The following is a 26291-nucleotide window of genomic DNA, read 5'->3' as shown; positions in this document are numbered from 1 at the left end:
AGGTTACTCCTGATGCGCTGATTGAATCGCCGCGATCACGGCTTGGGCTTTACCGCGTGTTTCATCGGCTTCGGATTGCGGATCAGAGTCATAAACAACCCCAGCGCCCGCTTGTACTTGTGCGATGCCATTTTCCACATACGCTGAACGGATCACGATGCAGGTATCTAAATCACCATCCCCTGTTAAATAGCCCACCGCACCGCCATAGCTACCACGTCTGGTTTTTTCTACTTCACGAATAATTTGCATGGCGCGGATCTTCGGTGCTCCCGTTAACGTGCCCATGTTCATACAAGCTTGGTAAGCGTGTAGGGCATCGAGATCGCCCCGCAACTGACCAACAACGCGAGAGACCAAATGCATCACATGGCTATAACGGTCAACTTTGAGTAAATCAGCCACATGGCGGCTACCGGCTTGCGCAATGCGCGCCACATCATTTCTTGCTAGGTCAACCAGCATCATGTGTTCGGCGTTTTCTTTTTTATCACCGCGCAATTCAAGCTCAATACGACTGTCTAAATCATGATCAAGGCAACCATCAGCGCGTTTACCGCGGCGGCGGGTACCAGCGATCGGATAAATCTCGACTTGATTGCTATCGGTTGCGTATTTCAAGGCGCTTTCTGGCGAAGCCCCAAACAGAGTGAAACGGGTATCCTGCATGTAAAACATGTATGGGCTTGGGTTGCTGTCTTTAAGTTTTTTATACGCAGCCAATGGAGACGGGCAAGGCAGCATAAAACGGCGAGAGGGGACAACTTGGAAAATATCGCCTTTCACGACCAAGGTTTTTAGGTGCTTGACCGTTTCACAGAATACCGGATCAGAAAGATTGGTGGTCACGCTGAGATCAGCGATTTTTTGTGCTGTAGGCAGTGGTTTTGACTCTGCACTAAGAGTGGTAATGGTTTGTAAGCGAGCGGCTAACACTTGGCGTTGCTGTTGATTGGCGCTAAACAGCGTCGCTTGTAGGCGGCAGTGTGCGTTTTTATGGTCAATGACCATTAAAGTTTCAGCGACATAAAACACATAATCTGGACACTGGTCGATGGCCTCTGCACTGCCTAAAGGTTCAAAATTAGCCACTAGGTCATAAGCAAATAAACCGCCGAGAAAAATCGCATACCTATCTTGGTTGCTTAGATCAAAGCTATGCTGCACTAAACGCAGCGCATCAAATACACTGGCTTCTTGCAAGCGTGAATCTTCATCTAGCTGATCACTGAGTGGGGCGAAGTTGAAGGTTAACGTATCATGATCGAGCTGGTGGTTAATGTTGGTAGCAATATTATGCTTAAGTAACTCAAGCAACTGCTGGCCATTATCGGTGAGGGCGTGAAAAGTGACGCGCTGACCGACGCAAGTAATGCGCACCGCGGCATCAATCAGCAAAAGGCTTTTGACGTCTTGTTTTGACTCAATATCCGCGGATTCAAGTAATAAACAGTCGGTTTTATCGGCACACAAGGCATGGAAGACACGCGTCGGATCCGGTGTATAAGGTAGCGTTGTGTGAAGAACCTCAAGCTGCCCTTGTTGTTTGATATCAATAGCTTTGTTCATAAAGCTTCCTTGATGAATGGTTTTCTTGCTACTTTGCATACTCGCATAATCCTGTGTTTGACCCAATCGTCCTGTGATGTATTTCTAAGTTGTTATCCCTTTTTACTGAAAGTGGTCACTCCAAGTCGTTTAGGGAGAATAAAAGTCAGCGATCTGAGTCAATAAAAAAGCCCGCTCAGTATCAGCGGGCTTTTGGTTGCGTATTCGATTTAGAAATACACCGTTGCCCACCAAGAACTTGTCCAAGTGCGCCACCAAGTGAGTTCAGCAGAAGCTGCACTAAAATTGTGATTATGGTTTTGGTTAAATTCTTGTAACATAGGAAGCCTTAATACGGTGCTTTTGTATTTGCGTACTAGTTAACTAGTTCGAGAGCAGAAAGTCAAGCCTAAATAACAGGCAATAGATATGAAAATAGATCTCCACAGTCATACGACTGCTTCAGACGGTCGATTTAGCCCTGAGCAATTGATCGATCGCGCGTTAGAATTTAATCTCGATGTATTGGCGATTACCGATCACGATACCATTGATGGTTTAGCTCCAGCCCGAGCCTATATTGAAGCTGGTCAGCATCCGATTACGTTAATCAACGGTATTGAGATTTCCACAGTATGGCAGAATAAAGATATTCATATTGTTGGGTTAAATATTGATCCCGATAATATCGCTCTCACTCAATTAATTGCAGAGCAAAAACAGCACCGCGTGGGGCGTGCTGAGCTGATCGCTGAGCGGTTAGCGAAAGTGACGAGAGAAGGGGTATTGGAAGACGTTAAGCGGATCGCTGGTGATGCACCTATCACTCGTGCTCATTTTGCCAAATGGCTGGTTGACCAAGGCTACGTCAAATCCATGCAACAAGTGTTTAAAAAATACTTAACCCGTAATAATCCCGGCTACGTGCCGCCGAACTGGTGCAGTATGAGTGAGGCTATCAGTGCGATTCATGCTGCTGGGGGACAGGCGGTTTTAGCCCATCCAGGGCGATATGACTTGACGGCGAAATGGCTTAAGCGCTTAATTAGCGCATTTGTTGAAGCGGGAGGTGATGCTATGGAAGTGGCACAGCCTCAGCAAGCACCGCAAGAAAAGCGCACCCTTGGTGATTACGCAATACATTTTAATTTACTCGCTTCGCAAGGCAGCGACTTTCATTATCCCTCTCCTTGGATGGAGCTTGGGCGAAATCTTTGGTTGCCAGCAGGCGTTGAAGCGGTTTGGAAAGAGTGGCAGCACCTGCCAAACCAGAGAGTCGTGAGACTCAATGAAGAGGAATAATCATGAGCCAATTTTTTTATGTTCATCCTGAAAACCCACAAGCACGTTTAATTAACCAAGCGGTTGCGATTATTCGTAATGGCGGTGTTGTCGTCTACCCAACGGATTCTGGCTATGCGTTGGGTTGTCAATTAGAAAATAAACAGGCTTTAGAGCGGATTTGTCAAATTCGTCGTTTGGATGATAAACATAATTTCACATTATTATGTCGCGACTTATCGGAGTTATCTTTGTATGCACGAGTCGATAATACCGCGTTTCGTTTGCTCAAAAATAACACACCGGGCCCCTATACTTTTATTTTCAAGGGCACCAAAGAAGTCCCTCGTCGTTTAATGAATGTGAAACGCAAAACCATCGGTATCCGCGTACCAGATAATAAAATTGCTCTCGATTTATTAGAGGCGTTAGGTGAGCCATTAATGTCCACTTCGTTGATTCTTCCTGGCAAAGAAACTACGGAATCGGATCCGGAAGAGATTCGCGATCGCTTAGAGCATCTCGTTGATGTGATTCTCAATGGTGGGTATTTAGGGGAACAACCGACCACTGTGATTGATTTCAGTGAAGATGAAATGGTTGTTGCACGTTTAGGTGCAGGAGACCCAACCCCATTTCAATGATCGCATCAGTCACAAAACGGATGCTTTTTGTTGGATTATTTGCAATAATATTCGACCGCGATTTTAAGATCGCATATTGTCATTCGACGTCTGAGAAGACGACATCATAGGTAGATAAATGAGCGAAAAGTTACAAAAAGTTTTAGCACGTGCTGGTCATGGTTCTCGTCGAGAGCTTGAAGCTCTGATCCGAGCTGGACGTGTAAGTGTTAATGGCAAGGTAGCTATACTCGGTGAGCGTCTAGAAGATGAAACCGCCGTAGTACGTATTGATGGGCATGCCGTTTCTGCTAAAGCGCCAGAAGAAGTGATCTGTCGTGTGCTGGCTTATTATAAGCCGGAAGGTGAGCTGTGTACTCGTCACGATCCTGAAGGTCGTCGCACCGTCTTTGACCGTTTGCCGAAAATTCGCGGGTCACGTTGGATTTCAGTTGGACGTCTTGATGCCAATACTTCCGGTTTACTATTGTTCACTACCGATGGTGAGCTGGCTAATCGTTTGATGCACCCAAGCCGTCAAGTAGAACGTGAATATTTAGTTCGAGTTTTTGGCGAAATTAACGAAGAAAAAATTCGCAACTTAGTGCGCGGTGTGCAGCTTGAAGACGGCATGGCTCGTTTTGAAGATGTTATGTATGCGGGTGGTGAAGGTATGAATCATACCTTCTATGTAGTGATTAACGAAGGGCGTAATCGCGAAGTTCGCCGTTTGTGGGAGTCACAAGGCACCACAGTAAGTCGTTTGAAGCGCGTGCGTTATGGCGATATTTTCTTAGATAAGAAATTACCGCGTGGTGGATGGGTAGAGCTCGATCTTAAACAAGTTAACTACTTGCGTGATCTCGTTGAACTACGCCCAGAAAAAGAAACCATGCTGGATGAATCGAAAGATAATACATCGCGCAAACGTGAACGTTCACGTAGTCAGAAGATCCGTCGTGCTGTGAAGCGTCATGAAGAGCGAATCACGACCACCACCGCTAAACCGAAAAGCCGAGTGACTAACGGGACAACGACCGGTGGTTCGACAGGCAATGCACCTACACGTGCTCGTCGCAAACCTGGTTCAAGTACTCGTAATAGTGCACAAGAGCAGAGCTCCCGTCAGGGTACCCGCGCTCCGAGCGGTAAAGCTAAAGCGCCACGTCGCCAAGGCTAAGCGCATTTTTTGTTATTGAATAGGTTTATCCATAACAAAAGTAGCACTTGACCTTTGGTTAATGATTGAAAAATCCCGAGCAATGCTCGGGATTTTTATTTGTTAAACAATAAGATTATTGTACCGAGGAGGCTGAACGTTGATGATAGTCAACCGTGATACCGCTATCGTTAATATCGATGACAAACTGAGTAATCACATTACTCGTTGAACCATGCATTAACTCTTCAGGTAACTCTTCGCCACTGAACTCTGCGGCTAATCGCATGGCTTCCATAAAACGTGGCATATTAACATCAAACTGAAACAGACCTTTAGTCGTTAATGGTTGTTTTAAGATAGCTTCTGCGGAGGTTGCTGATTGGGCACCAGAATAAAGAGCAAGGTGTTTATCATTAAGCCGAGCAAATAGTGGTGTTTGCATCCCTGTTTCAGCACTCACTAGTGTCGAGAGATCAATCGGCTCTCCATTGGCCTCAAGTGTCAATTGCGCTAATTCTGGCACGAACATCTGAGCGCTGAGCAAGAGGTTTTCTGGTTGATTAGCTGAAAGAGTGAAGAGAAAATCGAGTTTATCCCATTGTGGTCCAAAAGGATGCTCTGTATCCAAGGTCAGGTCATTCAGCGCAAAATGCATACCTTTGACACTGCTTAGCATACTTGCCCCTAGACTGAGCATTGTCGCCGGGTTTTCATCGCCTAAACTTTGTTGAAAATCTGCCAACAAACCACAAGAGTAGCTTGGTTGACGTAAGTCATTCCAAATGCTACCAACAGAAGTGGCTAATTTTGAAACATCTAAACCCAGACCGATAGAAAAAATACGCTCTGTGGGATCGGTCACTTCAGGTAAAAAGCCACGTATGGCTTTGAGTGCATTAATGATCACTTGGTTATGGCTTTCAATGACCAATTTACCCTTGATCGCCGCTTGTCCATTATGCATGCTATATTCAGCAAGCCCAACGGTGCGTGGCCAGTTACGGGCAATGGCTGCTAACTCTGTTTGACAATTGGGGTGACGAATTTCATCAAGAAATGGTTCAGAGGTCTGTTGTTGTAATACCTCCAGCTGACGAGCAATACGGTTACTGGCTGGTTGGGTGAGACCTTGGATAATGGCTTGATGATCTAAGTAAGCATAGTTGCTGTATTGTTGACCATATTTGGTTTTCAGCTCGCTAAAACGATCGCTTTGCGCAAAAGAGAGTTGTGGTTTTTCAATACCTAAAGCTAATTTAAGCGGGTTTTCTTCACCAAGCATTGGCAGATCAAGCGTAAAGGTCGCGACTTGATTACCTACCGCAATGATCAGACCAATATCTTCATCCTCTTCTTCAGTGAGTCGATAACGGCGATAAGTGACTTCACCGAATTGGCCAGTTTGGTAGGTTGCCCCTGTTTCTTGTTCAACTTGCGAGATGGTTCGCCAAAAAGCGTCGCTGTTTTCGAGCTGAAGCTTATACACAGGAACTAAGCCTAAGGTATACATCACTGGCTTAATGTTATCCGGTGTACCGAGGTAGGTTTTCAGAGTCTGTTTATCAACAGCACTTTGTAAATAACCATCAAGATATTGAATAATAAAGGCTTGCTCTGCGGTGAGATCTCTATCATCAAGATAGTCGTACAAACTCTCTTGAGCATTACCGAAGGCATGTAGATATTGATAATGATCGTAGTTTGCGGTAGCGAAAGAGACAAAAGCCGATTCTGCTGGGATCAGAGTCAGTAAAGGATCGATGTCACTATCGGTTTTTGGATCAAGATGGTAAAAGTAGCCACCCGCCGCTGCCGTGGCAGCAATGGCAGCGGCAAGAATCAGTTTTTTCACGGTCAACTCCGTTGTGTCCCTACGATGAATCGTCAATAAACCGAGATTAAAGAGGGCATAGTGATGATTGAAATAAGTCGCCCTACGTTATGTAGGGCGAGAATAAAAACCATATCATATAGTAATAACTATGCTATTCAATACGTTGTTTATTGATTGCTTATAAAGTTTGTTGCAGTTGAAAGTATCGTCCTTGTTGAGCGAGTAGTTGGTCATGATGACCTTGCTCGACGATTTCCCCTTGATCAATCAGGCAAATCGTATCCATCGACTCTAGAGCAACCAAACGGTGAGTGATAAACACCACCGTCTTATCGACAAAATGGGTTTGCAGTAAGGCCATAATTTGTTGCTCAGTTTGCTTATCTAACCCTTCGGTAGGTTCATCAAGCAGCAAAATTTTTCCGTTATGGAGCAGTGCTCTTGCGATACCAATCCGGCGTTTTTCACCTCCGGAAAGTTGACGTCCACCATCGCCAAGCCAAGTATCTAATCCTGGGCCATCCAACAATTTCTCTAGCCCGACTTGATGAAGTAATGGTTCTAATTCACGGTCGGTTACATCAGGCTTAGCCATCAGAAGATTATCACGCAAACTGCCATTTAGAATATCAACCCGTTGACTGACGACACTGATTGCGCGGCGTAAATCGCTCTCTTGCCACTCTTGCAAACGAGTTCCACCAATAGAAATGCAACCTTGTGATGGATCCCAATAACGACACAGCAATTGAATGAGTGTTGATTTCCCCGATCCGGTTTGACCCACAATGGCAACTTTTTTACCAGCAGGAATCGTGAGATCAACCTTATCAACAACGGTTTTTGTACTGTCAGGGTAAGCGAAACTAACCTGATTAAACTCGATATCCAATTGATCAGCATGTTGAGTGGGTGACAGGGGGAAAACCACGTCGGGCTCACTAAGAATGATTTCGTTTAAGCGACGAGCGGAGGTTAAGGTTTGTCCTAAATACTGAAATGCACCGGCAATCGGCATTAATAATTCAAAGCTAGCCATGGTCGCAAAGGCCATTAAGGCAATCATCGGATCGGGTGCTTGACCATTGACGCCATCCGCCGCTAACCAAAGCATGAGTAGCAATGCCCAGCCGTTAGCGAGAAGCAAGAGGGCTTGTGCAAGGCCAGTATAATGGGTATTGACCTTTTGATTGTATAGGAGCTTATCTTGAGCAATAAAAATCGCATTGCGGTAGCGCTGCTCAGCATTAAAAATAACCAGTTCACTATAACCTTGCAGCCAGTCTAGCGTTGCAATACGCATCTGCGCTTTATGTTCCGTTAACGCTTGACCATTACGTTTACCTAGCAGGTAAAACAAAGGCGGCCAGACGAGCAGTAACGTCAGTAAGATAGCCCCTAACGTTAACCCCAAACTCATATCAAACCAACAGAGTAGGGCGGTTAATGCGCCAATCCCAAAAATACCCACGGTTACAGGATTAATGAGTCTTAGATAGACATGATCCATCGCATTGATATCAGCGACTAAGCGATTGAGCAAATCCGCATCACGCAGATTATTGATTCGTCCGGGAATCAAGGGTGCTAATTTAGTAAAAAAGAATACTCGCAGATCGGTCAGCAGTTTAAAGGTGGCATTATGGCTAACCACTCGCTCACCCCAGCGGCCTGCTGTACGCTGCATAGCAAAGCCGCGGACAAAAGCCCCAGGTAGCATATAATTAAACGTTTCTCGGGCAATGGTTAAGCCTGCTACCGCTGCAGCCGATAAAAACCATCCTGACAGTGTTAATAAACCGATTGAGGCACAAACCGTAAAAAAGGCCAGTAACATACCCAGTGATAAGCCAAACCAATGTTTTTTATACAGCTTGAGATAAGGCAATAATTCACGCATCTAAATTCCCCTTATCGGCTTCTTTTCTAGTTTGGTTTGCACTGAGCATGCGAGAAAAGAGTCCTGGTTGCTGACTAAGTTGATGAAAATTACCTTGTTGAACGATCTGTCCCTCTTGCATCACTAAGATTTGATCGACGGAACGTAAAGGTTCAAGTTGATGAGTCACAAATAGCGCCGTTTTATCACTAATTTGTTGTGTTAAACTGCGCATAACCAGTTGCTCACTTTGTGCGTCTAAGCTGGCAGTTGGCTCATCCAAGAGCCAAAATTTGCCGTTCTGTAACATCGCTCTCGCCAGTGCTAGGCGTTGAGCCTGACCGACGGATAAGCCACCAGATCGATCACTGATTGGGTAATCTAATCCATGCGAGTGAACAAATTCGCTAGCAAAAGCCTCATCTAATACTTTTTGTAGCTGTTTATCGTCGATACTTTCTTTACCTAAAGTGACATTGTCACGAATGGTTCCGTGGACTAAAAGCGGGTTTTGTCCAATCCAACTGATTAACGCTCGCCAAGAAGCATGGTCGATTTGACTTAATTCCGTACTATTAATGGTTAAACTGCCTTGATAAGGCATAAAACCAAGCAGGGCATTGACTAGGCTGGTTTTGCCTGCGCCACTTGGTCCGACTAACGCCGTGGTTTGACCATGGGTTAATTGAAAAGAGATCGGACCAACGAGCGTTTTTCCTTCTAGGCTTAACACGGATAAATCTTTGGCAATAATCTCGATAGAAGGGGCATTGGCCATAGAGTGATGGCCTGATTGGACTTGTTCAACATCGATACTTAAGAAATCCACCATACTTTCAGCGGCAGCAATCGCTTGTTGTTTGGCATGATAAAAGGTGCCTAAATCACGTAAAGGCTGATAAAACTCTGGAGCGAGGATCAAAATAAATAATCCTGCAAATAAGGTCACGCCAGTACCGTAATATCCAAAATTGAGTTCACCGATAAAGCTAAAACCAAAGTACACCGCGGTGATGGCAATCGATACCGAGGCAAAGAACTCTAATACTGCGGAGGATAAGAAAGCAATGCGTAAGATATCCATGGTTCGTTTACGAAACACTTCCGAAGCCCCTAGCATTTGATCGGTTTCTGCTTGGGTTCGATCAAATAAACGGATCGTCGTCATGGCCTGTAAACGATCATAAAAATGACCGGATAAACGTTGCAGCGCTTTAAAGTTTTTCTTGCCTGCATCAGCGGCTTTCATGCCCACTAAAGCCATAAATAGCGGAATAAGCGGAGCGGTGATCAAGAAAATTAATCCTGCCGCCCAGTTGACCGGGAATACCACCACTAAAATGATAAAAGGGATCAATACTGCCAGCGCCATTTGTGGTAAATAACGAGCAAAAAAGTCATGCATTTCTTCGACTTGTTCAAGCGTTAAGGTTGCCCATGCTCCGGCAGGTTTACCTTTAATGTAGGCTGGTCCTAAATCACGAAGTTTATTAAAAATCAGTTGCCGAATGTAGGTTCTGATCTCTTGACCAGCACGAAATCCAGCCATTTCTCTCGCCCATGAACAGCCAGCGCGCAGTGCAATGGTCATGGCCAATAAACCGAAATGCGTGACTAAGGCTTGTTTATCTACCTGCTCGATGATTAGCTGGTGAAGAATACTGGCGATCAAGGCGGCTTGCCCGAGCAAGAGCAAGCTCGAAATAACGCCTAACCCAATAGCAAGCATTAACCAACGTTTGGCAAGTTTGCTTTGCTGTTTGAGCCAAAGATTGAGGCTGCGTTGCTTTTTCTTATCCATTTTAAAGGCTTATTGATCATTATTATGAAAGGTAAGTCGGCTAGTATACAAAAGAAAACCCAACGGATATACCGCTGGGTTAGTCAGTTGTCACACAGGAGGCACAATCGATGGTTTTTTATTTGTTATTGAGGCTATCAAGGTAGCGCTCAGCATCGAGTGCGGCCATACAACCTGTACCAGCCGAAGTGATGGCTTGACGGTAATTATGATCCATCACATCTCCCGCAGCGAAAACTCCAGCTACGCTCGTTTGAGTGGCATTCCCTTCTAAGCCAGATTGAACCCAAATATAGCCATCTTTCATATCAAGTTGACCTTGGAAGATGTCGGTATTGGGTTGATGACCGATAGCAATGAAAACTCCCATGACATCGAGTTGTTCGGTTTGATCAGATTGTGTGTCTTTTAAACGAACGCCGGTCACGCCCATCTCATCGCCAAGCACTTCATCTAACGTGCGGTTGGTATGTAGAACAATATTACCGTTGTGAACTTTATCCATTAAACGGTCAATAAGAATTTTCTCTGAGCGAAAGGTATCTCTGCGATGAATTAAGTGAACTTCAGAGGCGATATTGGCAAGATACAAGGCTTCTTCGACAGCGGTGTTACCGCCACCGACCACCGCGACTTTTTGGTTACGATAGAAAAAACCATCGCAAGTTGCACAAGCAGAAACCCCTCGGCCTTTAAACGCTTCTTCAGAAGGTAGGCCTAAGTATTTTGCGGAAGCACCGGTTGAAATAATCAACGCATCGCAAGTGTACTCTTGGCTATCACCTTTCAAGCGGAAAGGGCGCGTTGAAAAATCGACCTGATTAATATGGTCAAATACAATTTCAGTTTCAAAGCGCTCTGCGTGTTGCTTCATCCGCTCCATTAAATTGGGTCCGGTTAATCCTTCTGGATCGCCTGGCCAGTTTTCAACTTCCGTGGTGGTCGTAAGCTGACCACCTTGTTGCATCCCAGTGACTAACACTGGATTTAGGTTCGCACGCGCTGCGTAAACGGCAGCGGTGTAGCCAGCTGGGCCTGAGCCTAAAATAAGTAGTTTACAATGCTTTACATCGCTCATGATGACTCCGCTGTGAGTTCTAAAAAGTTAATCGATTGTAAGGAATAATGTTCGGGATGAAAAGCCATATATCCCCTTGCTACTTGAAGCCGTGGTGTGAGCTGCCTCCACCACTGGCCACATCAAGTTATTAGAGGCTCGCTAGGGGATGACTAATGAATCGGGTTGATGACCGAGTTTTTTCCATTGGCGATACAACATAAAACCCACCAGTAAGGATAAACAGATATTGGACAGCGGAACCGCGAGCCATACGCCATTTAAACCAAAGAAATGGGGTAAAACCAACAAAAAAGGAATCTGAATCATCATATTACTCATGGTAATAAACGTCGCTTTATTGCCTAATCCTAAGGATTGAAACCACGTTGCGGTTAAAATAAGAAAACCGTCTAAAAACATGGCACATAAAAACAACCGCATTGCCCATGTGGTGGTGGAGAGCAGTGCCTCATCGCCTTGAGCAATAAAAAATTGTGCAAAGAAACTGGGTGACCATTGAATCGCCAGAACTAGGAAAACACCACTGCCTAGGGTAAATGCGCTGGCGATTTTGAACGTTGCTTTGACGCGTTGTTTAAGATTCGCACCGTAGTAAAAACTGGTCAGAGGCTGCATCCCTCCTGCGGTGCCTTCGGCCATCAGATAGTAAAAAGTCAGTAAATAACCAGCAATACTATAAGCAGCAACATGGATGGCTTGACCATGTTTGAGCAGCAGCATGTTGTGCAGCACAATAGAAAAACTGATATATAGGTACATCAGCATACTCGACAAGCCGGTTTTTAGAATGTCGAACACGGCTTTGCTTTGCCAGTGAAAAGCTTGTTTTGAGATAGGTAGTTGGCTGCGACGGCTCAGTAAATAGTTTAAACAGATGGCGACGGAGATCAGCTCCCCCAGTAGAGTAGCAATCGCTGCCCCTTGCAATCCAAAACGGAAATAACCAATAAATAGGGCGTCCAAGGCAATATTACTGATCGCACCAATTCCCATCGCGAGTGTTGCTAAACGTGGTGCTCCGGCGTTACGTACTAACAGTGGTAAGGCAATACTGCCGAGAACAATCGGAGCGCCAGCCATCATCCAATACAGATAATCTGCTCCTTGTAAGTAAGCTCCATCTGTTGCACCTTGAAAATGCAAAAACATTGGACTTAGAAAGTGCAGTGCAATGCCTAGCGGCAAGCCGACAGCGACCAGTAATAGTAGGCCGTGGATCAAATAATTAATTGCAGACGAGGTTTCACCTGCGCCCATTTTTAACGATGTATGAGCCCCTGCACCCATGCCGATCATCATACCAAAGGCGAGTAATACGCCGACAAATGGCCACGCTAAGCTAATTGCGGCTAATCCATCGGCACCGATAAAGTGGCCAACAAAAATACCATCGACAATTTGATAGGTACCACTGACCATCAATGCGGCAATCGATGGCAAGGTGTAGTGCCAAAACGCTTTACCGACGGAAGTACGCTGTAAATTTATCATGTTGTTTCTCAATTAATAAGGACGAGAGGTGAGCTGAGGCGGCTCCATGCCCCCAAGATCTAAATCACGACAAGCTTTCATTAACAACTGTTCTAATTGTCTCAACTCATCGCTGGTTAATGTCTGTTGAAAGTGCACAATGGCGGAGTGATACACCTCTGCTTCATATTCTTGCATGGCCAACATTTTTTTACTCGGCAACAGACGCTGTGCTCGCGCATCCTCCAGGCAAGGTTCACGAATGATATAACCTTGTTTTTGCAGCTTATTGACCATGGCACTCGCTGAAGCTTTGCTCACCTTCATCTGGTCAGCCAATTCGGTTAAACGAATGCCCTGTTCCGCATAGGCAAGTAAGGTATAGATATACTGCAATTCACTATTGGTTAACTCTAAATGACCATTATGTTTTGCTTGTTCACGCCAATGATGCCATAAGTGCCACTCTAAGCGCTGTAGGCTATGCCTTAAGTCCATAATTTACTCTTGCGTTTACCTTTTTAGTTAGTCTAACTAACAATTTCTATGGTAACAAGAAAATCATTATTCAATCCATGTAACGACAGGCGAGTCGAATGGAATGAATGGTTAGATTACGCTTCAATATTCTAAGGCGGTGGTTTGTGTATAACTATTTGTTTTAATTTAAATTTTATTTTTCTTGGTGTGTGAGTCTAAAATTTGGGCTATGCAATGTTAATTTTTGGTTTATTAGTCTAATTTTAGTGTTTTAATTAGTTTTTTATTTCTTATTGTTGCTGTCTCTTAGGGTTTATTGTCTGCTTGGCTTGAATAAAGCGTATTTCTGCGTATTCTTTATGTAAATATAATGTTAATCAAAAGTGTCTGGCATGTGTTTTCATTAAGGAGTCAATAATGTTATCTGCACATGAAACAACCCTACAAATTACTCATTTAAGTCCAGAGGCAACACGCCAATTAGCGCCATCGTTTGCCACGCTGCCCCATACCGAACATGCTGATGGTAAATACCGCTTGCGTCGTTATTCGGTGATTCAGTATCGAGATGGTCAAGTGGTTTCTCTTGGAAAAAATGAGTTTGTGCAAAGTGAGGATATTAACCATTTTCAAGGGGATATTGTTCGTCAGTTTGAGCCGATTCTTGCCGAGACACTCAATAGTGAGGGAATGCGTGAGGTATGCGAGTTATTTATGCAGGCTAATGAGTTACCGAATGGGCAAGAGATAGAGATTCATCAAATTCGAGTGACGGCGATTTATGATGAAACTCAAGTCGCTCCAGAAGGCGTTCATCAAGATGGGTTTGATCATATCGCCTTAGTCAGTATTGACCGCTATAACATCGTTGGTGGTGACATTATGCTTTACAACGACTGCCATGAAGCGCCATTTTTCCGTAAAGTGCTTGATAATGGTGAGGTGGCGATACTCGCAGACAGTAAGTTATGGCACAACGCGAGTCCCATTCGCTCGGTGGATCACACTCAAGAAGGGCACATGGATGTTTTTGTTCTAACCGCTAAGGATGGTCGCCATGAGTTTCACTCCTGAGCAAGCACGGGTGCAGTTTTCTGCTTTAGCCCAGACTCACCATGATCGGCCAGTGTATTTCTTTGATGGACCCGGTGGTTCTCAGGTGCCTCGCTCAGTGCTACAAGCGATGACGGATTATCTGGGTCACTTTAATTCTAATCTTGGTGGTCACTTTTTTTCGAGCCAGCGGACAACGGATCTCATGTTACAAGCAAGAGAATCGGCTCAAGCGCTACTCAATGCTGAATCGTCGGGTAACATTGTCTTCGGTGCGAATATGACCTCCTTGACGTTTCAACTCAGTCGCAGCATCAGTCGAGAGTGGCAAACGGGTGATGAAGTGGTTGTTACGGCCTTGGATCATTATTCTAATGTATCGAGCTGGGAACAGGCCGCACAAGATAAAGGGGCGCTTGTTCATCAAGCAAGGATCAATCCTGAAAACGGTACGCTGGATATTGATCACCTTTTAAGCCTAATTAATGCTCAAACAACTTTGGTCGCGTTGACTTATGCGTCTAATACGACGGGTTCAATCGTCGATGTCAAAAGGGTTATCGAGGCAGCTCACGCGGTAGGGGCTCAAGTGTTCATTGATGCTGTGCATTATGCGCCGCACCATTTGATTGATGTCCAAGATTTGGAGTGTGATTTCTTAGTCTGTTCGGCGTATAAATTTTTCGGGCCCCACATCGGTATTGCCTATATCCACTCTCAATGGCTACACAGTTTGCAACCTTATAAAGTGGAGCCCGCAACCAATATTGGTCCCGGCCGATTTGAAACGGGAACCCAGAGTTTTGAAAGCTTAGCAGGCTTAGTGGCTGCGATTGATTATTTGGCTCAATGGGGAGAAAGCGGTGCGCCTTTACGTCAACGTTTGGCGCAGAGTTTTGCACAATTTAATCAACATGAGCAGCAGCTGAGTGGTTATTTTCTGCGTAAATTACAACAATTACCGCAAGCTCAACTGTATGGTCGATGGGAAGCGGACAGCGATAAGCGTACACCGACGTTCGCGATTCGTATCGCTGATCATTCACCAGAATGGATAGCCAAGACGTTAGGTGAACAAAATATTTGTGTCTGGAATGGCCATTTTTATGCGCTAGGTTTGATTCGTCAACTAGGGTTAGAAGCGAAAGGTGGAGTGGTGCGAATTGGTTTAATGCACTACAACACCGTTGAAGAAATCGATCAGCTTTTTAACGTATTGGCGCCATTGGTTAAGCCGGTATCGCTCGTCGAGTAACGCCGCCAGTCGCCATCGGGCAAACTTGTTTGCTCGATGGCTCTCTGGGTTATTTCCGATATTATTCGTTGTAACTCACTTCTACTTCGTAGGCGGTGTATTTGCGAATATTGATCACGCCGCTATCAAAAATCAGATATTGACCTTTAATACCTTGTAACACACCACTAACTAATGGCTGTTTATCAAAATTATGGGAAGTGATTTTAATCGGATGTTGTTCAACCGGATAACTGATCTCGGTACCGCTCTCATTCAACTCAATTACCGCATCATCTCCAAATTGTTGTTTTAATTCGGTAATTTTTTCTGCTAATAATGGTGTTAACTTTGCAGCGTGTTCGGCTAATGGCAGAGGTTCACCATCCCCTTTCAGTAGCGTTCGCCAATTGGTTTTATCAGCGATGTGTTTAGCCAGTTCGACTTCGAGTAAGCCTGAAATATGTCGAGTTTTGACTTTGTACAGCGGTAATCCTTGAGTGGCTCCTTGATCTATCCAGCGCGTCGGAATTTGATTATGGCGAGTGATACCGACTTTTAAGCTCGAGGTGTTGGAGAGATAAACGTAATGATCGACCATACAGTGACTTTGTGCCCATTCAGGTTCACGGCAGGTGCCTTGTTCAAAATGGCAGGTCTCTGGTTTCATGATGCACATATCGCAACTAGCAAGTTTCTTCATGCATACAAAGCAATGACCTTGAGAGTAGCTTTTTTTGGTCTTTTTGCCGCATGAATGGCAAAAAATATTACCTGTATGATGAAGTGTCAGCGTTTTGCCGATCAATGGATTAAGGTCGATCAGGTGCTCGCCAACGGGAAGTTGGTAATGAACCGTTTGATGATGTTGAGCGCGCATTTTTTGTAATACGCCGCGAATAGTTAAAGACATGACATCGCTCTTTTTTGTAGTGTTATCCCTTACTGACCGAAACTTACGTTGCTTATGACCTAGTTAATCAACGGATTATTGAGACCCGTAAGCCAGAGCATAGGTTATTAACGGCGTGTTTTCGGTCGTTTGGGTTTAGAATTATGTGATTACTTTTGAGTCCAATCAGACTCATCGACAGTGTTCTCGCTTAGTGTACCATTATCACGAGATTCAGACAGGATAGGTTCTTTGGGACCTAAGAACCTTGGTTGCGTATCGAGGAAGTAAAGATCTAAAACCGCTTTGCTTCTTGCGAAGACTTCACGTAAACGTACTTTGTATCCTAGATGATTTTTAGGACCGGGAACGGCTAGACAAGTGGCGTTAATCTCGTGATGTTGAGCGATAAAGAGCGCACGCTCGCAATGAAAACGTTGAGTGACGATCAAGAAATCATCGGTATCAAAAATGCGTTTCGCCCTGACAATCGAATCTAAAGTACGAAAGCCAGCATAGTCGAGATAGATCTGCCCATCGGGCACGCCCGCTTTGAGTAAATCGCGTTTCATCGTCCAAGGTTCGTTATAAGAACGATGAGCATTATCGCCGCTCAGAAGAAAATAATCGGTTTTATTGAGTTGATAAAGCTCAATCGCCGCTTCAATACGGTGTAGATAATAATCGTTTAAGGTGCGCCCAAGGTACTTACTGGTTCCTAGCACCACCGCGACATCAAATTTGGGTAATTTATTGATATCGCTAATAATATGCGGTTGAGTTTGCCAGCTTACCCAGCGGTCGATAGAAAAAATGACGGCTACGGCTATCAGGAAAAGCAGCATCAGCAAGGCTACGCCGCGGAGAAACCAACGTAAAAGCGTTTTCAGTCGGCCAATCATTAAATTTGTCGGTTTTTTTGTGCCCATAAACCTATCACAATAAAACTGATCATGATGATACTAAACATCATGCCTCGCTCTAAGTTGGCCAGTGTGCGAGTTAAGTAAGGGCTGGCTTTGACAATCAGTAAGCCATAACCAAACGCATTGACGATAATAAAGACTAAAGTGCGGACAATAAAATGCTGGTTATGCATCAGACGACGCAGTAACGCATTCACCTCTCCGCCTAACATCACCAACCAACAGGCAATCAATGCCATCGAGATCTCAGCAAGATAGGGGGCCAGATACTGACCGGCTGGGGCAAAAAAACTCATCATATCGGTGCTCTAGTGATTAAAGCCTCGGAGCTGCTAACGTTGCACGACAAAACAGTGCAAAAATTAACAGCTCCTATTAACGCTTTGTTCAACGGGACGAATTAAAAAGCGGTACGCTTGTAACGACGATAAGCAGGTTGCCAGAAATGCTGTTCAATGGCAACGTCCAAAGCTTCATCCGTAATTTCTAACGCAACACCTTGTTCTATGGCTTTTTTAGCGACAGCAAAGGCAATTTTCTTCGAGACAGAATGAATCGATTCTAGCGGTGGCAGAAGTGGACCGTGACCATTAATCGCTAGTGGTGAGCAGAGTGATAAAGCTCGGCTCGATTCCATTAACATCTCATCAGTGACTCGTTTCGCTCCTACGGCGAGTACGCCTAAGCCAATCCCAGGGAAGATGTAGCTGTTATTACACTGGGCAATGGCGTACGTCTTACCATCATGGATGACGGGAGCAAACGGACTACCAGTGGCGACTAACGCTTCACCATTGGTCCAGTGAATAATGTCGGCAGGCGTCGCTTCAACTCGACTCGTCGGGTTAGAGAGAGGAAAAATAATCGGTCGAGGGCAATGTGCATGCATCTCTTTGATCACTTCCTCACTGAATAGGCCTGGAGCGCCTGAAACACCCACCAACACGGTTGGTTTGGCATGACGGACTACATCGACCAATGAGTAACCATTACCTTCAGAAGTCCAATCTTGAGTATTGTCTTTTTTCTGCACCAGACGCTGTTGGAAATCAAGCAGATTCGGCATCCCTTCTTCTAATAGACCCCAGCGATCGACCATATAGACTTGTGAACGAGCTTGAGCATCGGAGATCCCTTCGGAGACCATCTGGGCAATAATCGCTTCAGCAATGCCACAGCCAGCAGAGCCTGCACCTAAGAAGGTGATCCGCTGTTGTGATAATTGGCTACCTGCCGCTTTACAAGCCGCCAGTAGTGAGCCAACGGTGACCGCCGCTGTACCTTGAATGTCATCATTAAAGCAGCAAATGCGATTTTTGTAGCGTTCCAACAGTGGCATGGCATTTTTTTGCGCAAAATCTTCAAATTGAATTAACGCATCTGGCCAACGATGTTGTACCGCTTGGATAAAATCTTCGACAAAGTTATCGTATTCGGCTCCGGTGATCCGAGGATGACGCCAGCCCATGTACATTGGGTCTGCTAAGCGTTGCGGGTTATTGGTACCGACATCCAATACGATAGGTAAGGTATAGGCCGGACTGATTCCGCCACAAGCCGTGTAAAGTGATAATTTACCGATTGGAATGCCCATACCTCCAATCCCTTGGTCGCCAAGGCCGAGAATACGTTCACCATCAGTCACCACAATCACTTTAACGTTATGGTTTGCGGCGTTATTAAGCAGATCGTCGATACGATCTCGGTTAGCGTAGGAGATAAATAGCCCACGACCACGACGGTAAATATTAGAGAAATTCTCACACGCAGCGCCAACCGTCGGGGTGTAAATGATCGGCATCATTTCAGAGATATGGTTTTGTACTAAACGATAGAAGAGAGTCTCGTTGGTGTCTTGAATATTACGTAGGTAAATATGCTTATCCATATCACTTTCAAAGCTGCAATATTGTTGGTAAGCACGGACCACTTGTTCTTGAATCGTTTCTGTCGATTCCGGAAGTAAGCCTTCCAAGTTAAAAGATGCACGCTCTTCGGCGCTAAAGGCACTGCCTTTATTCAGTAAAGGGGTGCTGAGTAGCGCAGGGCCAGCATAAGGAATATAAAGCGGACGTTTATCGTTATTCATTTGGTGCCTATGTAGGGTAGGTGGGAACAGATGGTTAAAAATGATAGCGGCTTATCCGCTAAGTTGTAAATAGATAAGCCTTTCAGTTTAAGTGATTATTTTCATTATAGACTTAATTAAAGGTTAAATCGGTCACTCTCGCGGACTTTTTGATGGATAACCTTCTGTTGACGAGAAGAGTACCAATCAGAAACATAGTCGGTATATAGTGTTACAAGTTTGATTTTTTATATTCCAGTTAGAAGAGAATACTTCCCATAAAAGATTGTTTTTACATATCGTATTGCTATATAAGTGTTCCTGCATAATAGTAAGCCCGCTAGGATAGATTTTTACATTGAGGTAAACATGCAACAATCACAACGAGTTTCTGTCGTGTTTGATTATGCGAGCTTTTTAGGAGCATCGTGTACCAAGCGATGGAATTTTTCTGATGTATTAGCCTCCTTTGCTCCGATTTTCGGTACCGTCTGGCAAGATACCGTTAAACAGAGTAAAACCCATGAAGAGCGACTATGGGATTTGGCCTTAAGCACGTTATCTAGCCGTCGAAGTGACGAAGCCAATCTCATCGCATTGCTCAAACTGGCTAAAGCCGAAGGGATAGAAGAGCTAACACTGATCATGCCTTATGGATTAGAGCCTGCGCAGGTTCTGTTGATCGAGCAAAGCGCCGAGGTTAAATTACAGCCCGCTCAGGGGGATGAGTTTTTGGTGATCGTTAACCCCGCTTTGCCCGTGAGTTAGCTCTTTCATTATCATCCGCACCCATCGATCAGATGATGAGTGCGGGTAAAAAACAGCGTTAAACAATCAAATCGTATTGCTCACGTAATATAGCGATGATCTCTTGTTTTGGGTTGCTGCTCAGCTTGATGGGGTGGCCGACAATTTTTTCTGCAATGCCTAAATAGGTGCGTGAAATGTCCATCAGCGCTTCTACCGGAAGCGCATTATTTTGTGCCAATGCTTCGCGCTCTGTCATCCGTTCTTTATTGAGTAAAATATCTGGGTCGGGGAAGTAACTAAGCAAGAATTGGCGGAAGCCTTCTTTTGAATTTTCGACGATTTGGCCTTTTTGATAATATTCGGCGTCCCAAATGCGCGAAGAGTCGGGCGTACCAACTTCATCCATATAAATCAGTTTTTCTTGTCCATTGGCATCGGTAACATAACCAAACTCAAATTTGGTATCAACAAACTGTTGCCCGATGGCTTTTAATGCTTCACTAATCACGCTAAAACCCTGTTTAAGGAGCGTTTCGTAATGATCAATATCAGCAGGATGAGTAAAGTTAAATGCAGCGAAATTCTGTTCGATATCGTGTCGAGTGATATTCACATCATCGGCTTCAGGAATACCAGGGATCCCAGTTAAAATACCTTTGGTTGATGGCGTGATCAGTAGCTCAGGGAGTAGGCTATCTTTTTCCAATCCATCAGGCAGAGCAATACCACAAAATTCGCGTTCACCTTTAGCGTAAGCACGCCACATCGATCCAGTGATGTATTGGCGGCAGATCGCTTCGATTTTAATCGGTTTGGCTTTTTGGACTATCCACACTAAAGGGTGAGGAATGTCGACGATGTGACTATCGGCTAACCCTTGTTGTTTGAAAAGGCTAAACCAATGGTTAGAAATAGCATTGAGCGCCGCGCCTTTACCGGGAACGCCTTTTAATCCACCTTCTGCATGCCAAATACAATCAAAAGCAGAGATACGATCGCTGATCACCATAATTGCCAGTGGTGCATCTTTGGCAATCGGATAACCTTTTTCTTGGATCAATCGCTGACTGTCTTGTTCGGTAAGCCAGTAAACCGAGCGGACTTTACCGCTATGTACAGGCAAGTGGGTACGAATGGGGAGGTCGTCATTGACGGCAAGAACTTGATCAGCAAGACTCATGAAACATTCCTATCTGGATTAAACAGCGTTGACAAGAAAGACCCTCTGGTTTGTCAACCGACCATTGGGTCTTGTTTATGGCACGCATCATACCAGAACTATTTTCTGTCGCCATATAAAAAGCAAACGTTTGCCTTGGTGGGTTATTGATGGATTCAGTCTCTGCTCGGGGTACTGTCGTTAATGAAAGACCGGCGAGGTTTTGTTCAGGAAAAAAACTTCACATTGGTGCTGTTTCGCCATGTGTTGTAAACGGCGTTGATTTGCTTTATCGATACCTGCCGAAGCAACAATAGCACTGGCATTGCCTGATTGAATCGCTTTGAGCACAATGTCTATTTCAGAACCTGAACGTGAAGCCTTCATATGAATAATTTTATGGCACTGGATCCGGTGTATGCTTAATTGTTGATAGTGAGGACGCGGGCATTGTGCAGTATAGAGAATCCATTGGTGTTGCTCGGATAGCTGAGCTAATCGAGACAACATAGGATAATTGAGCAGTGGTACGCTGTGGTGATTGACTGTGCAAGTCTCGTAAATCGTGTCTGAATAATGGAAGGTAGTGTTAAGCATAATACTGTCCTCATATACATGCTGTATATATATACAGTAGTCGAGGCGTGGATGATGATCAAGTGGTAAGTGTGTTCGTTTTTAGTTCATTTCTGACATTTAGTCGTCATTTTTATCCTAGATGATTGATAAATAAGCGGTTGTTTTTTGAACGAGAGAGTAGATGAAAGATGTGAATTTGTGATCAAATTTACAGTTTGTTGAGATGAGAGATGAAAAGGGAATTTATTTAACAATAAAGCGCCTTGGCGGCGCTTCTATCGAGGTTAGGATGCTTGGTGCATTTGTCGTTCACGGGAGGCGAGTTCATCAAGATTGAATAACCTGACGTCCATTCTTGCCAGATCATGGCAATTTGGACAAGAATAATGCGCTTTACCGTCAATATATTCATGCTTAGTTAATTGGTTTGACAGTTTGCACCAATCGCACACTCCGATCACAGTAAACATTACTTCTCCCCACCTTATTCTGTTTGGTGTTTAATCTGTGCAGATTATCGCACATGCTCAGTAATTAAGTTAAGTATCTGTTACTGGCTTTGCGATGCTAATCGTTTGCTTTCTAATTTATTTAGAAGAGGTTGCGATATGTTTATTATAATTATTAACGCTTAGTTAACCTTTGGTTGATGATTTTCATCGCGCCGTTGAGACGTTTCATCTCTTCTTCGCTGCCTTGCAGATCGGGATGATAGATTTTACTCAGTTGTTTATAGCGTTGTTTGATGATTTTTTCATCGGGTAATCGATGAGGGTGAAAACCGAGTAGGGCGCAGGCCAAAGAAAAAGTCTGGTCATGTTGGTGATGTGCCTGTTGGTGTTGTTGTTTTTTAAACTCTTGATAGAGCTTATCAAGTTGACGTTTTTGTTGTTTTATAATCGCCGCTTGCTGTTGGATCTGCTCTTTTTGTTCCATATTTAATTGCTCGGCTTGATGCTGTTGTTTGTTTTTGATTGAACGATACAGAGACAAGATGCCCATAATTAACAATAGGCCAATTAAAACGAACAAAAAATCGCTCATCAACGACATAGTATGATCTTGAGTTTGGCGTTCTTGTAACGCCTTATCTTCGTCCTCGTTCCTTAAACCGTCCTGTTGCGCTTGTATTTCGAGATTTTGTAAGGCAATTAATTGATTGGCTCGACGTTGATTAAAACGTTGTTGTAATAGTTCACTGTAGCGTTGTTCACCTAGCGGATGGCGATCCGCAATACTGTGATACCAAATTTCTGCCATGAGCAATGATTGAGGGAGATATTCTCCTTGTTGATATAAACGTCCCATTGCTAAGGCTGCCTCAACATCACCTAAGGTGGCTGATTTGGTATACCAAAGTAGAGCTTGGGTTACATCAGTAGGCGTGCCTAGACCCTGTAAATAAGCATTGGCTAGTGGTGTCATTGCGGGTTGATAGCCGCGCTCTGCTGCTTGTAAAAACCAGTAATAGGCTTGGTCTGATTGCTGCGCTTGTTGATAGCTCACTGCTAATTGAAATTGTGCTTCCGGATTACCTAAGCGAGCTTGTTGGCGAACTTGATCGGTTTGCGCGGCAATAGGCCATGAACACACCAAGGTGAAAAACAGCAGTAACCAGGGTGATAAAACGTGCATGCTCAGCGTGTCCTAATGAGTTGATGGTTGTGATCACCGTATCGGTGCTAATGAGAAAAAGGCCCAATTAAGGGCCTTCTAAGTATACTCTTGTTCACTAAACTTGCCTTGCTGGAGGGCTTATTTTAGCGGCAAAATTTGAATGTCTACTCTGCGGTTACAAGCTCGTCCTTCCACAGTACTATTGGTACAAATTGGGAAGCGAGAGCCATTACCTCGCGCGATAGCTCGTCCTGGAGCGACTCCTTGTGACAATAAGAAGCTACGTACTGATTCAGCACGACGTTCCGATAGCACTTGGTTAGTGGTATCACCACCAGTACTGTCGGTATGCCCATCAATCACTAAACTGGTGTCTGGGTATTGGACAAGAATTTTGGCTACGCCGCGTAGTGTACGGTGAATGCTTGAGTCGAGTTGATAAGAGTTGGTTTGGAAACCGATGCCGTTTTCCATACGCAATAAAAGTTGATTGTCGCCGACACGTTGAACTTGTACGCCTGAATGAAGCAATTCTTCACGCAAAGCCGCTTCTTGTTGGTCAAAATAGTAACCGACACCACCACCTACAGCCGCGCCGCCAGTCGCACCAATTAAAGCGCGTTGACGGCGCTGTTTCGCATTATCACCAGTGGCTAAACCCGCGGCTGCACCAGCTACCGCGCCAATTAATGCTCCGCGAGTGGCGGCATTCGTTTCTGATTCGCCTGTTGTGGCATTTTGCCTTTGTGTGGCAGCACAGCCAGACAATGTGATGACCAGTGCCATCGCCAGCGTGATTTTTTTCAATGTATTCTCTCCGTGTTGGCAATATGTGTTCATTTCCGCTTATTGGCTACGCTATATGTGTTTTACAGCCTTAAACTTTTTAAGCTTTGGTTGGAAGTTGTTGGTCATCCAGCGGTAGGGGCGATAGGGAAAACGCCTTGAGTCCACTGGAATTAGCCTGAAATAAACAAAACTTATCGAATAAAGTCAATCCATTGATCTAAATTTTACATTCGCATCACTTAATTGAGCGTTATAGACGCAAGGTTATTTAAGTCGTTTTGGTGCTTGTGCACCATCAATCGGTCTATTAACGGAAACTTTACGGCCTTTTTTGAGCCCGACTTCATAATCTGCGGTGATGTTCTTCATCGCATCACGTAGTTGTTGCTTAAAGGTTTCCCGATCAATGTTTTCGAACTCTTTATCAATGTAACTGTTGATTTTATTCATTGAGTTTTCGTCAGGCGTAATGGTTGGCAATTTTTCCAGTGCGCCTTCTACCCAACCGGATAAAAACGAATTTACGCGCCGCGAGACTTCTGTCGTTGGTGTGCCACTGCCTGCAAAACTGTTGCGAAACTGCCCAGTCTGCTCATTCATTTCACGATAAACAATATCAAAAGCAAAGGCGGCAAAAATCGCTCTGTCTGCCTCACCGATAAATTCGACGCGTTTTAAACCTTTATGATTGATCAAAACGGCTTCAACACCAAATTTGGTATTAATGCCTCGGATAATACGTAAAATTCCGGAACTGATGGAGGCAGGCAGAAGATGAGTTGATTGGGTTTTGCCCATTTTAATAAACTCAATATCGTCTTTATCCAACCCATATTTGAGCATCAGCCGGTGGGCCATTTTGATCGCGTTGGCCGCTTCATTGACATTAGCGGAGTTACCTAACTCTAGGCATTTGGCTATTTTTTTTAAGGCTTTTTGTTTATCCATCGAATTATAAAATCGGTTCCGCAGCGCTAAGAAAAGTCAGCTATTTTACCGTTTTTATCTAAGGAGTGAAAGGGATGCTGGATATTCGCCTACCGGCGGGACGAATTAACCGGTAATTCGATGTTATCTTGATGGTAACTTGAAGTTGCGGCTCGGTTGGTAAGCGACAACTTCAAGTAGGGTAAAGATAGATACTCGGTTAGATACCTAGTTCATCGAGTAAATCGGCGGAGAGGTCACTATTTGCTTGGCTTGCCGCTTTATTGGCCGCTTTGTCGGCCATCTTTTGTTGTGTATCAGCTAAAATAGAGTCTGGACTTTCATCTTCCTGAATTTCAAAGTCTTCCAATTGAATAAACTCAGTACGATCCATGGCCAATTCTAGATAGAAAATATTATTATTTTCGGTCGAGAAGGTTACGCGGCGGGCTTGTGGTCGATCTAAGTTAGTATCAACCGATAAGTTAACTTGTTTGTTGAGTGACAACATTTTCGGCTGGTTTTGAGTGATGTTGGTTTGTAACTCTTTGCGTACTTTGTTGGTGAAATCACCGACCAGTTGGTTCATCAGTTCACCGAGTACATCGCCAACTTCGTCGGAGGTGTGTAATACCGCAAGTTCATCTTCTGGCATGCCCATATTGCGCATATATTGGGTATACACTTCTAAAGCGGCTTTAGAAGTGAAGTTAATTACCACTAAACCAGAAAATCCGCCATCAAACAAAACGAAGCAGCCAAAGTCTGGTTTGAGTGACGTTTTGGTGATTTTTTGTACCATTGCCGAGTAGGTGATGTTCGATCCCGTGGCTGAGGAGAGTACGGTTGAAACCGATTGACAAAGTTTCAATAGAATATCTTCTGTGGTGACGACTTTATTTTTTTTCATATCTAGGTCCATGAGTGTGTCAGGGCTAAGTGGTTAATCAGTGACCGCTTAGGAAAGTAGGCGACGAAAATGTATCTGTGTTTACTTAACGATAGCTGGATTTAGCTGACCTTCAACTCTTCCGTTATCTAAAAAATGGCTTAACTCTATTGTTGTTAAGATTCTGATTTGATCACTGATTTAAATGTTGTAAAGTGACCGGACTCAAAAAAATAAATTAAAACTCAC

Annotated in this window: 25 protein-coding genes and 1 other annotated feature; of the genes, 6 read left to right on the top strand and 19 right to left on the bottom strand. The window is 44.3% G+C overall.

Features of this window, described 5'->3' with window-relative positions:
* Window positions 1–3: 3 nt before the first annotated feature.
* Together CAG58_RS14825 and CAG58_RS14820 are read right to left on the bottom strand one after the other, a co-directional pair.
* The gene (locus tag CAG58_RS14825) at window positions 4–1569 is read right to left on the bottom strand and encodes an anthranilate synthase component 1 (protein WP_161426055.1); all 1566 of its coding nucleotides are present in this window, start codon (window positions 1567–1569) and stop codon (window positions 4–6) included.
* Window positions 1570–1730: 161 nt separating this feature from the next.
* Window positions 1731–1832 (bottom strand) — a sequence feature (Trp leader region).
* On the bottom strand, window positions 1779–1889 hold the full coding sequence (locus CAG58_RS14820) for a Trp operon leader peptide (RefSeq protein WP_083797757.1): 111 nt from the start codon (window positions 1887–1889) through the stop codon (window positions 1779–1781). It overlaps the preceding feature by 54 nt.
* Window positions 1890–1977: 88 nt before the next feature.
* On the opposite strand from CAG58_RS14820, the gene rnm reads away from it, so the two are divergent.
* From rnm to rluB, 3 genes are all read left to right on the top strand, one after another.
* Window positions 1978–2850 carry an RNase RNM gene (gene rnm, locus CAG58_RS14815; protein WP_158143989.1) on the top strand — a complete coding sequence of 291 codons (873 nt, stop codon included), beginning with the start codon at window positions 1978–1980 and terminating at the stop codon, window positions 2848–2850.
* 2 nt (window positions 2851–2852) lie between these two features.
* The gene (locus CAG58_RS14810) at window positions 2853–3473 is read left to right on the top strand and encodes an L-threonylcarbamoyladenylate synthase (protein WP_004395461.1); all 621 of its coding nucleotides are present in this window, start codon (window positions 2853–2855) and stop codon (window positions 3471–3473) included.
* A 118-nt stretch (window positions 3474–3591) separates the two neighbouring features.
* Window positions 3592–4632, top strand: coding sequence for a 23S rRNA pseudouridine(2605) synthase RluB (gene rluB / locus CAG58_RS14805; protein ID WP_004395460.1), 1041 nt, complete (start codon window positions 3592–3594; stop codon window positions 4630–4632).
* Window positions 4633–4747: 115 nt separating this feature from the next.
* Here the strand turns inward: rluB and CAG58_RS14800 are convergent, their stop codons facing one another.
* The 6 genes from CAG58_RS14800 to CAG58_RS14775 form a co-directional block, all read right to left on the bottom strand.
* Entirely contained in the window at window positions 4748–6466 is a 1719-nt protein-coding gene (locus CAG58_RS14800; protein ID WP_161426713.1) for a hypothetical protein, read from the bottom strand.
* 160 nt (window positions 6467–6626) lie between these two features.
* The gene (cydC, locus tag CAG58_RS14795; RefSeq protein ID WP_158138322.1) at window positions 6627–8348 is read right to left on the bottom strand and encodes a heme ABC transporter ATP-binding protein/permease CydC; all 1722 of its coding nucleotides are present in this window, start codon (window positions 8346–8348) and stop codon (window positions 6627–6629) included.
* Window positions 8341–10128, bottom strand: coding sequence for a heme ABC transporter permease/ATP-binding protein CydD (cydD, locus tag CAG58_RS14790; protein WP_161429770.1), 1788 nt, complete (start codon window positions 10126–10128; stop codon window positions 8341–8343). Before cydD ends, cydC begins: the two co-directional genes overlap by 8 nt.
* A gap of 118 nt (window positions 10129–10246) precedes the next feature.
* Entirely contained in the window at window positions 10247–11206 is a 960-nt protein-coding gene (trxB, locus tag CAG58_RS14785; protein ID WP_161425412.1) for a thioredoxin-disulfide reductase, read from the bottom strand.
* A 141-nt stretch (window positions 11207–11347) separates the two neighbouring features.
* Window positions 11348–12700, bottom strand: coding sequence for an MATE family efflux transporter (locus tag CAG58_RS14780; RefSeq protein ID WP_161425413.1), 1353 nt, complete (start codon window positions 12698–12700; stop codon window positions 11348–11350).
* Between the two features lie 12 nt (window positions 12701–12712).
* Window positions 12713–13177, bottom strand: a complete 465-nt coding sequence (locus tag CAG58_RS14775) for a MarR family winged helix-turn-helix transcriptional regulator (RefSeq protein WP_161429769.1) — start codon at window positions 13175–13177, stop codon at window positions 12713–12715.
* Between the two features lie 399 nt (window positions 13178–13576).
* On the opposite strand from CAG58_RS14775, the gene CAG58_RS14770 reads away from it, so the two are divergent.
* The gene (locus tag CAG58_RS14770; RefSeq protein ID WP_154168426.1) at window positions 13577–14233 is read left to right on the top strand and encodes a 2OG-Fe dioxygenase family protein; all 657 of its coding nucleotides are present in this window, start codon (window positions 13577–13579) and stop codon (window positions 14231–14233) included.
* Window positions 14208–15467, top strand: a complete 1260-nt coding sequence (locus tag CAG58_RS14765; protein WP_395188400.1) for a cysteine desulfurase-like protein — start codon at window positions 14208–14210, stop codon at window positions 15465–15467. Before CAG58_RS14770 ends, CAG58_RS14765 begins: the two co-directional genes overlap by 26 nt.
* A gap of 61 nt (window positions 15468–15528) precedes the next feature.
* On the opposite strand, the gene CAG58_RS14760 is transcribed toward CAG58_RS14765, so the two are convergent.
* The 4 genes from CAG58_RS14760 to CAG58_RS14745 form a co-directional block, all read right to left on the bottom strand.
* Window positions 15529–16359: a DUF2797 domain-containing protein gene (locus CAG58_RS14760; RefSeq protein ID WP_158138328.1), complete on the bottom strand. Its 831-nt coding sequence runs from the start codon at window positions 16357–16359 to the stop codon at window positions 15529–15531.
* Window positions 16360–16508: 149 nt separating this feature from the next.
* On the bottom strand, window positions 16509–17267 hold the full coding sequence (locus CAG58_RS14755) for a SanA/YdcF family protein (protein WP_161425621.1): 759 nt from the start codon (window positions 17265–17267) through the stop codon (window positions 16509–16511).
* Entirely contained in the window at window positions 17240–17563 is a 324-nt protein-coding gene (locus CAG58_RS14750; protein WP_161425622.1) for a DUF3392 domain-containing protein, read from the bottom strand. The genes CAG58_RS14755 and CAG58_RS14750 overlap by 28 nt, the downstream gene beginning before the upstream one ends.
* 101 nt (window positions 17564–17664) lie before the next feature.
* Window positions 17665–19353 (bottom strand): NAD-dependent malic enzyme, encoded by a 1689-nt coding sequence (locus tag CAG58_RS14745; RefSeq protein WP_004395448.1) that lies wholly within the window; start codon window positions 19351–19353, stop codon window positions 17665–17667.
* Between the two features lie 348 nt (window positions 19354–19701).
* Between CAG58_RS14745 and CAG58_RS14740 the strand changes: the two genes are divergently transcribed.
* The gene (locus CAG58_RS14740) at window positions 19702–20100 is read left to right on the top strand and encodes a transporter (protein ID WP_154168420.1); all 399 of its coding nucleotides are present in this window, start codon (window positions 19702–19704) and stop codon (window positions 20098–20100) included.
* Between the two features lie 58 nt (window positions 20101–20158).
* Here the strand turns inward: CAG58_RS14740 and CAG58_RS14735 are convergent, their stop codons facing one another.
* From CAG58_RS14735 to CAG58_RS14705, 7 genes are all read right to left on the bottom strand, one after another.
* A complete protein-coding gene (locus CAG58_RS14735; RefSeq protein ID WP_161426643.1) occupies window positions 20159–21262 on the bottom strand; it encodes a phosphoribosylaminoimidazolesuccinocarboxamide synthase in 1104 nt (367 codons plus the stop codon).
* A gap of 180 nt (window positions 21263–21442) precedes the next feature.
* Window positions 21443–21838, bottom strand: coding sequence for a SulA-like leucine-rich domain-containing protein (locus CAG58_RS14730; protein WP_161426642.1), 396 nt, complete (start codon window positions 21836–21838; stop codon window positions 21443–21445).
* A gap of 266 nt (window positions 21839–22104) precedes the next feature.
* Window positions 22105–22290 (bottom strand): hypothetical protein, encoded by a 186-nt coding sequence (locus tag CAG58_RS14725; RefSeq protein WP_083797756.1) that lies wholly within the window; start codon window positions 22288–22290, stop codon window positions 22105–22107.
* Window positions 22291–22444: 154 nt separating this feature from the next.
* The gene (locus tag CAG58_RS14720; protein WP_161426163.1) at window positions 22445–23455 is read right to left on the bottom strand and encodes a J domain-containing protein; all 1011 of its coding nucleotides are present in this window, start codon (window positions 23453–23455) and stop codon (window positions 22445–22447) included.
* Between the two features lie 120 nt (window positions 23456–23575).
* A complete protein-coding gene (locus tag CAG58_RS14715; protein WP_004395444.1) occupies window positions 23576–24244 on the bottom strand; it encodes an OmpA family protein in 669 nt (222 codons plus the stop codon).
* A 246-nt stretch (window positions 24245–24490) separates the two neighbouring features.
* Window positions 24491–25174, bottom strand: coding sequence for a DUF2786 domain-containing protein (locus CAG58_RS14710; RefSeq protein WP_004395443.1), 684 nt, complete (start codon window positions 25172–25174; stop codon window positions 24491–24493).
* 199 nt (window positions 25175–25373) lie between these two features.
* Window positions 25374–26063 carry a DUF3334 family protein gene (locus CAG58_RS14705; protein ID WP_004395442.1) on the bottom strand — a complete coding sequence of 230 codons (690 nt, stop codon included), beginning with the start codon at window positions 26061–26063 and terminating at the stop codon, window positions 25374–25376.
* Window positions 26064–26291: the final 228 nt, after the last annotated feature.

This window comes from Vibrio sp. V31_P5A7T61 (assembly GCF_009904895.1).
Lineage (GTDB): Bacteria > Pseudomonadota > Gammaproteobacteria > Enterobacterales > Vibrionaceae > Vibrio > Vibrio metschnikovii.
Note: the sequence above shows the minus strand (reverse complement) of the source record. Positions and strands in the feature narration are given on the sequence as shown.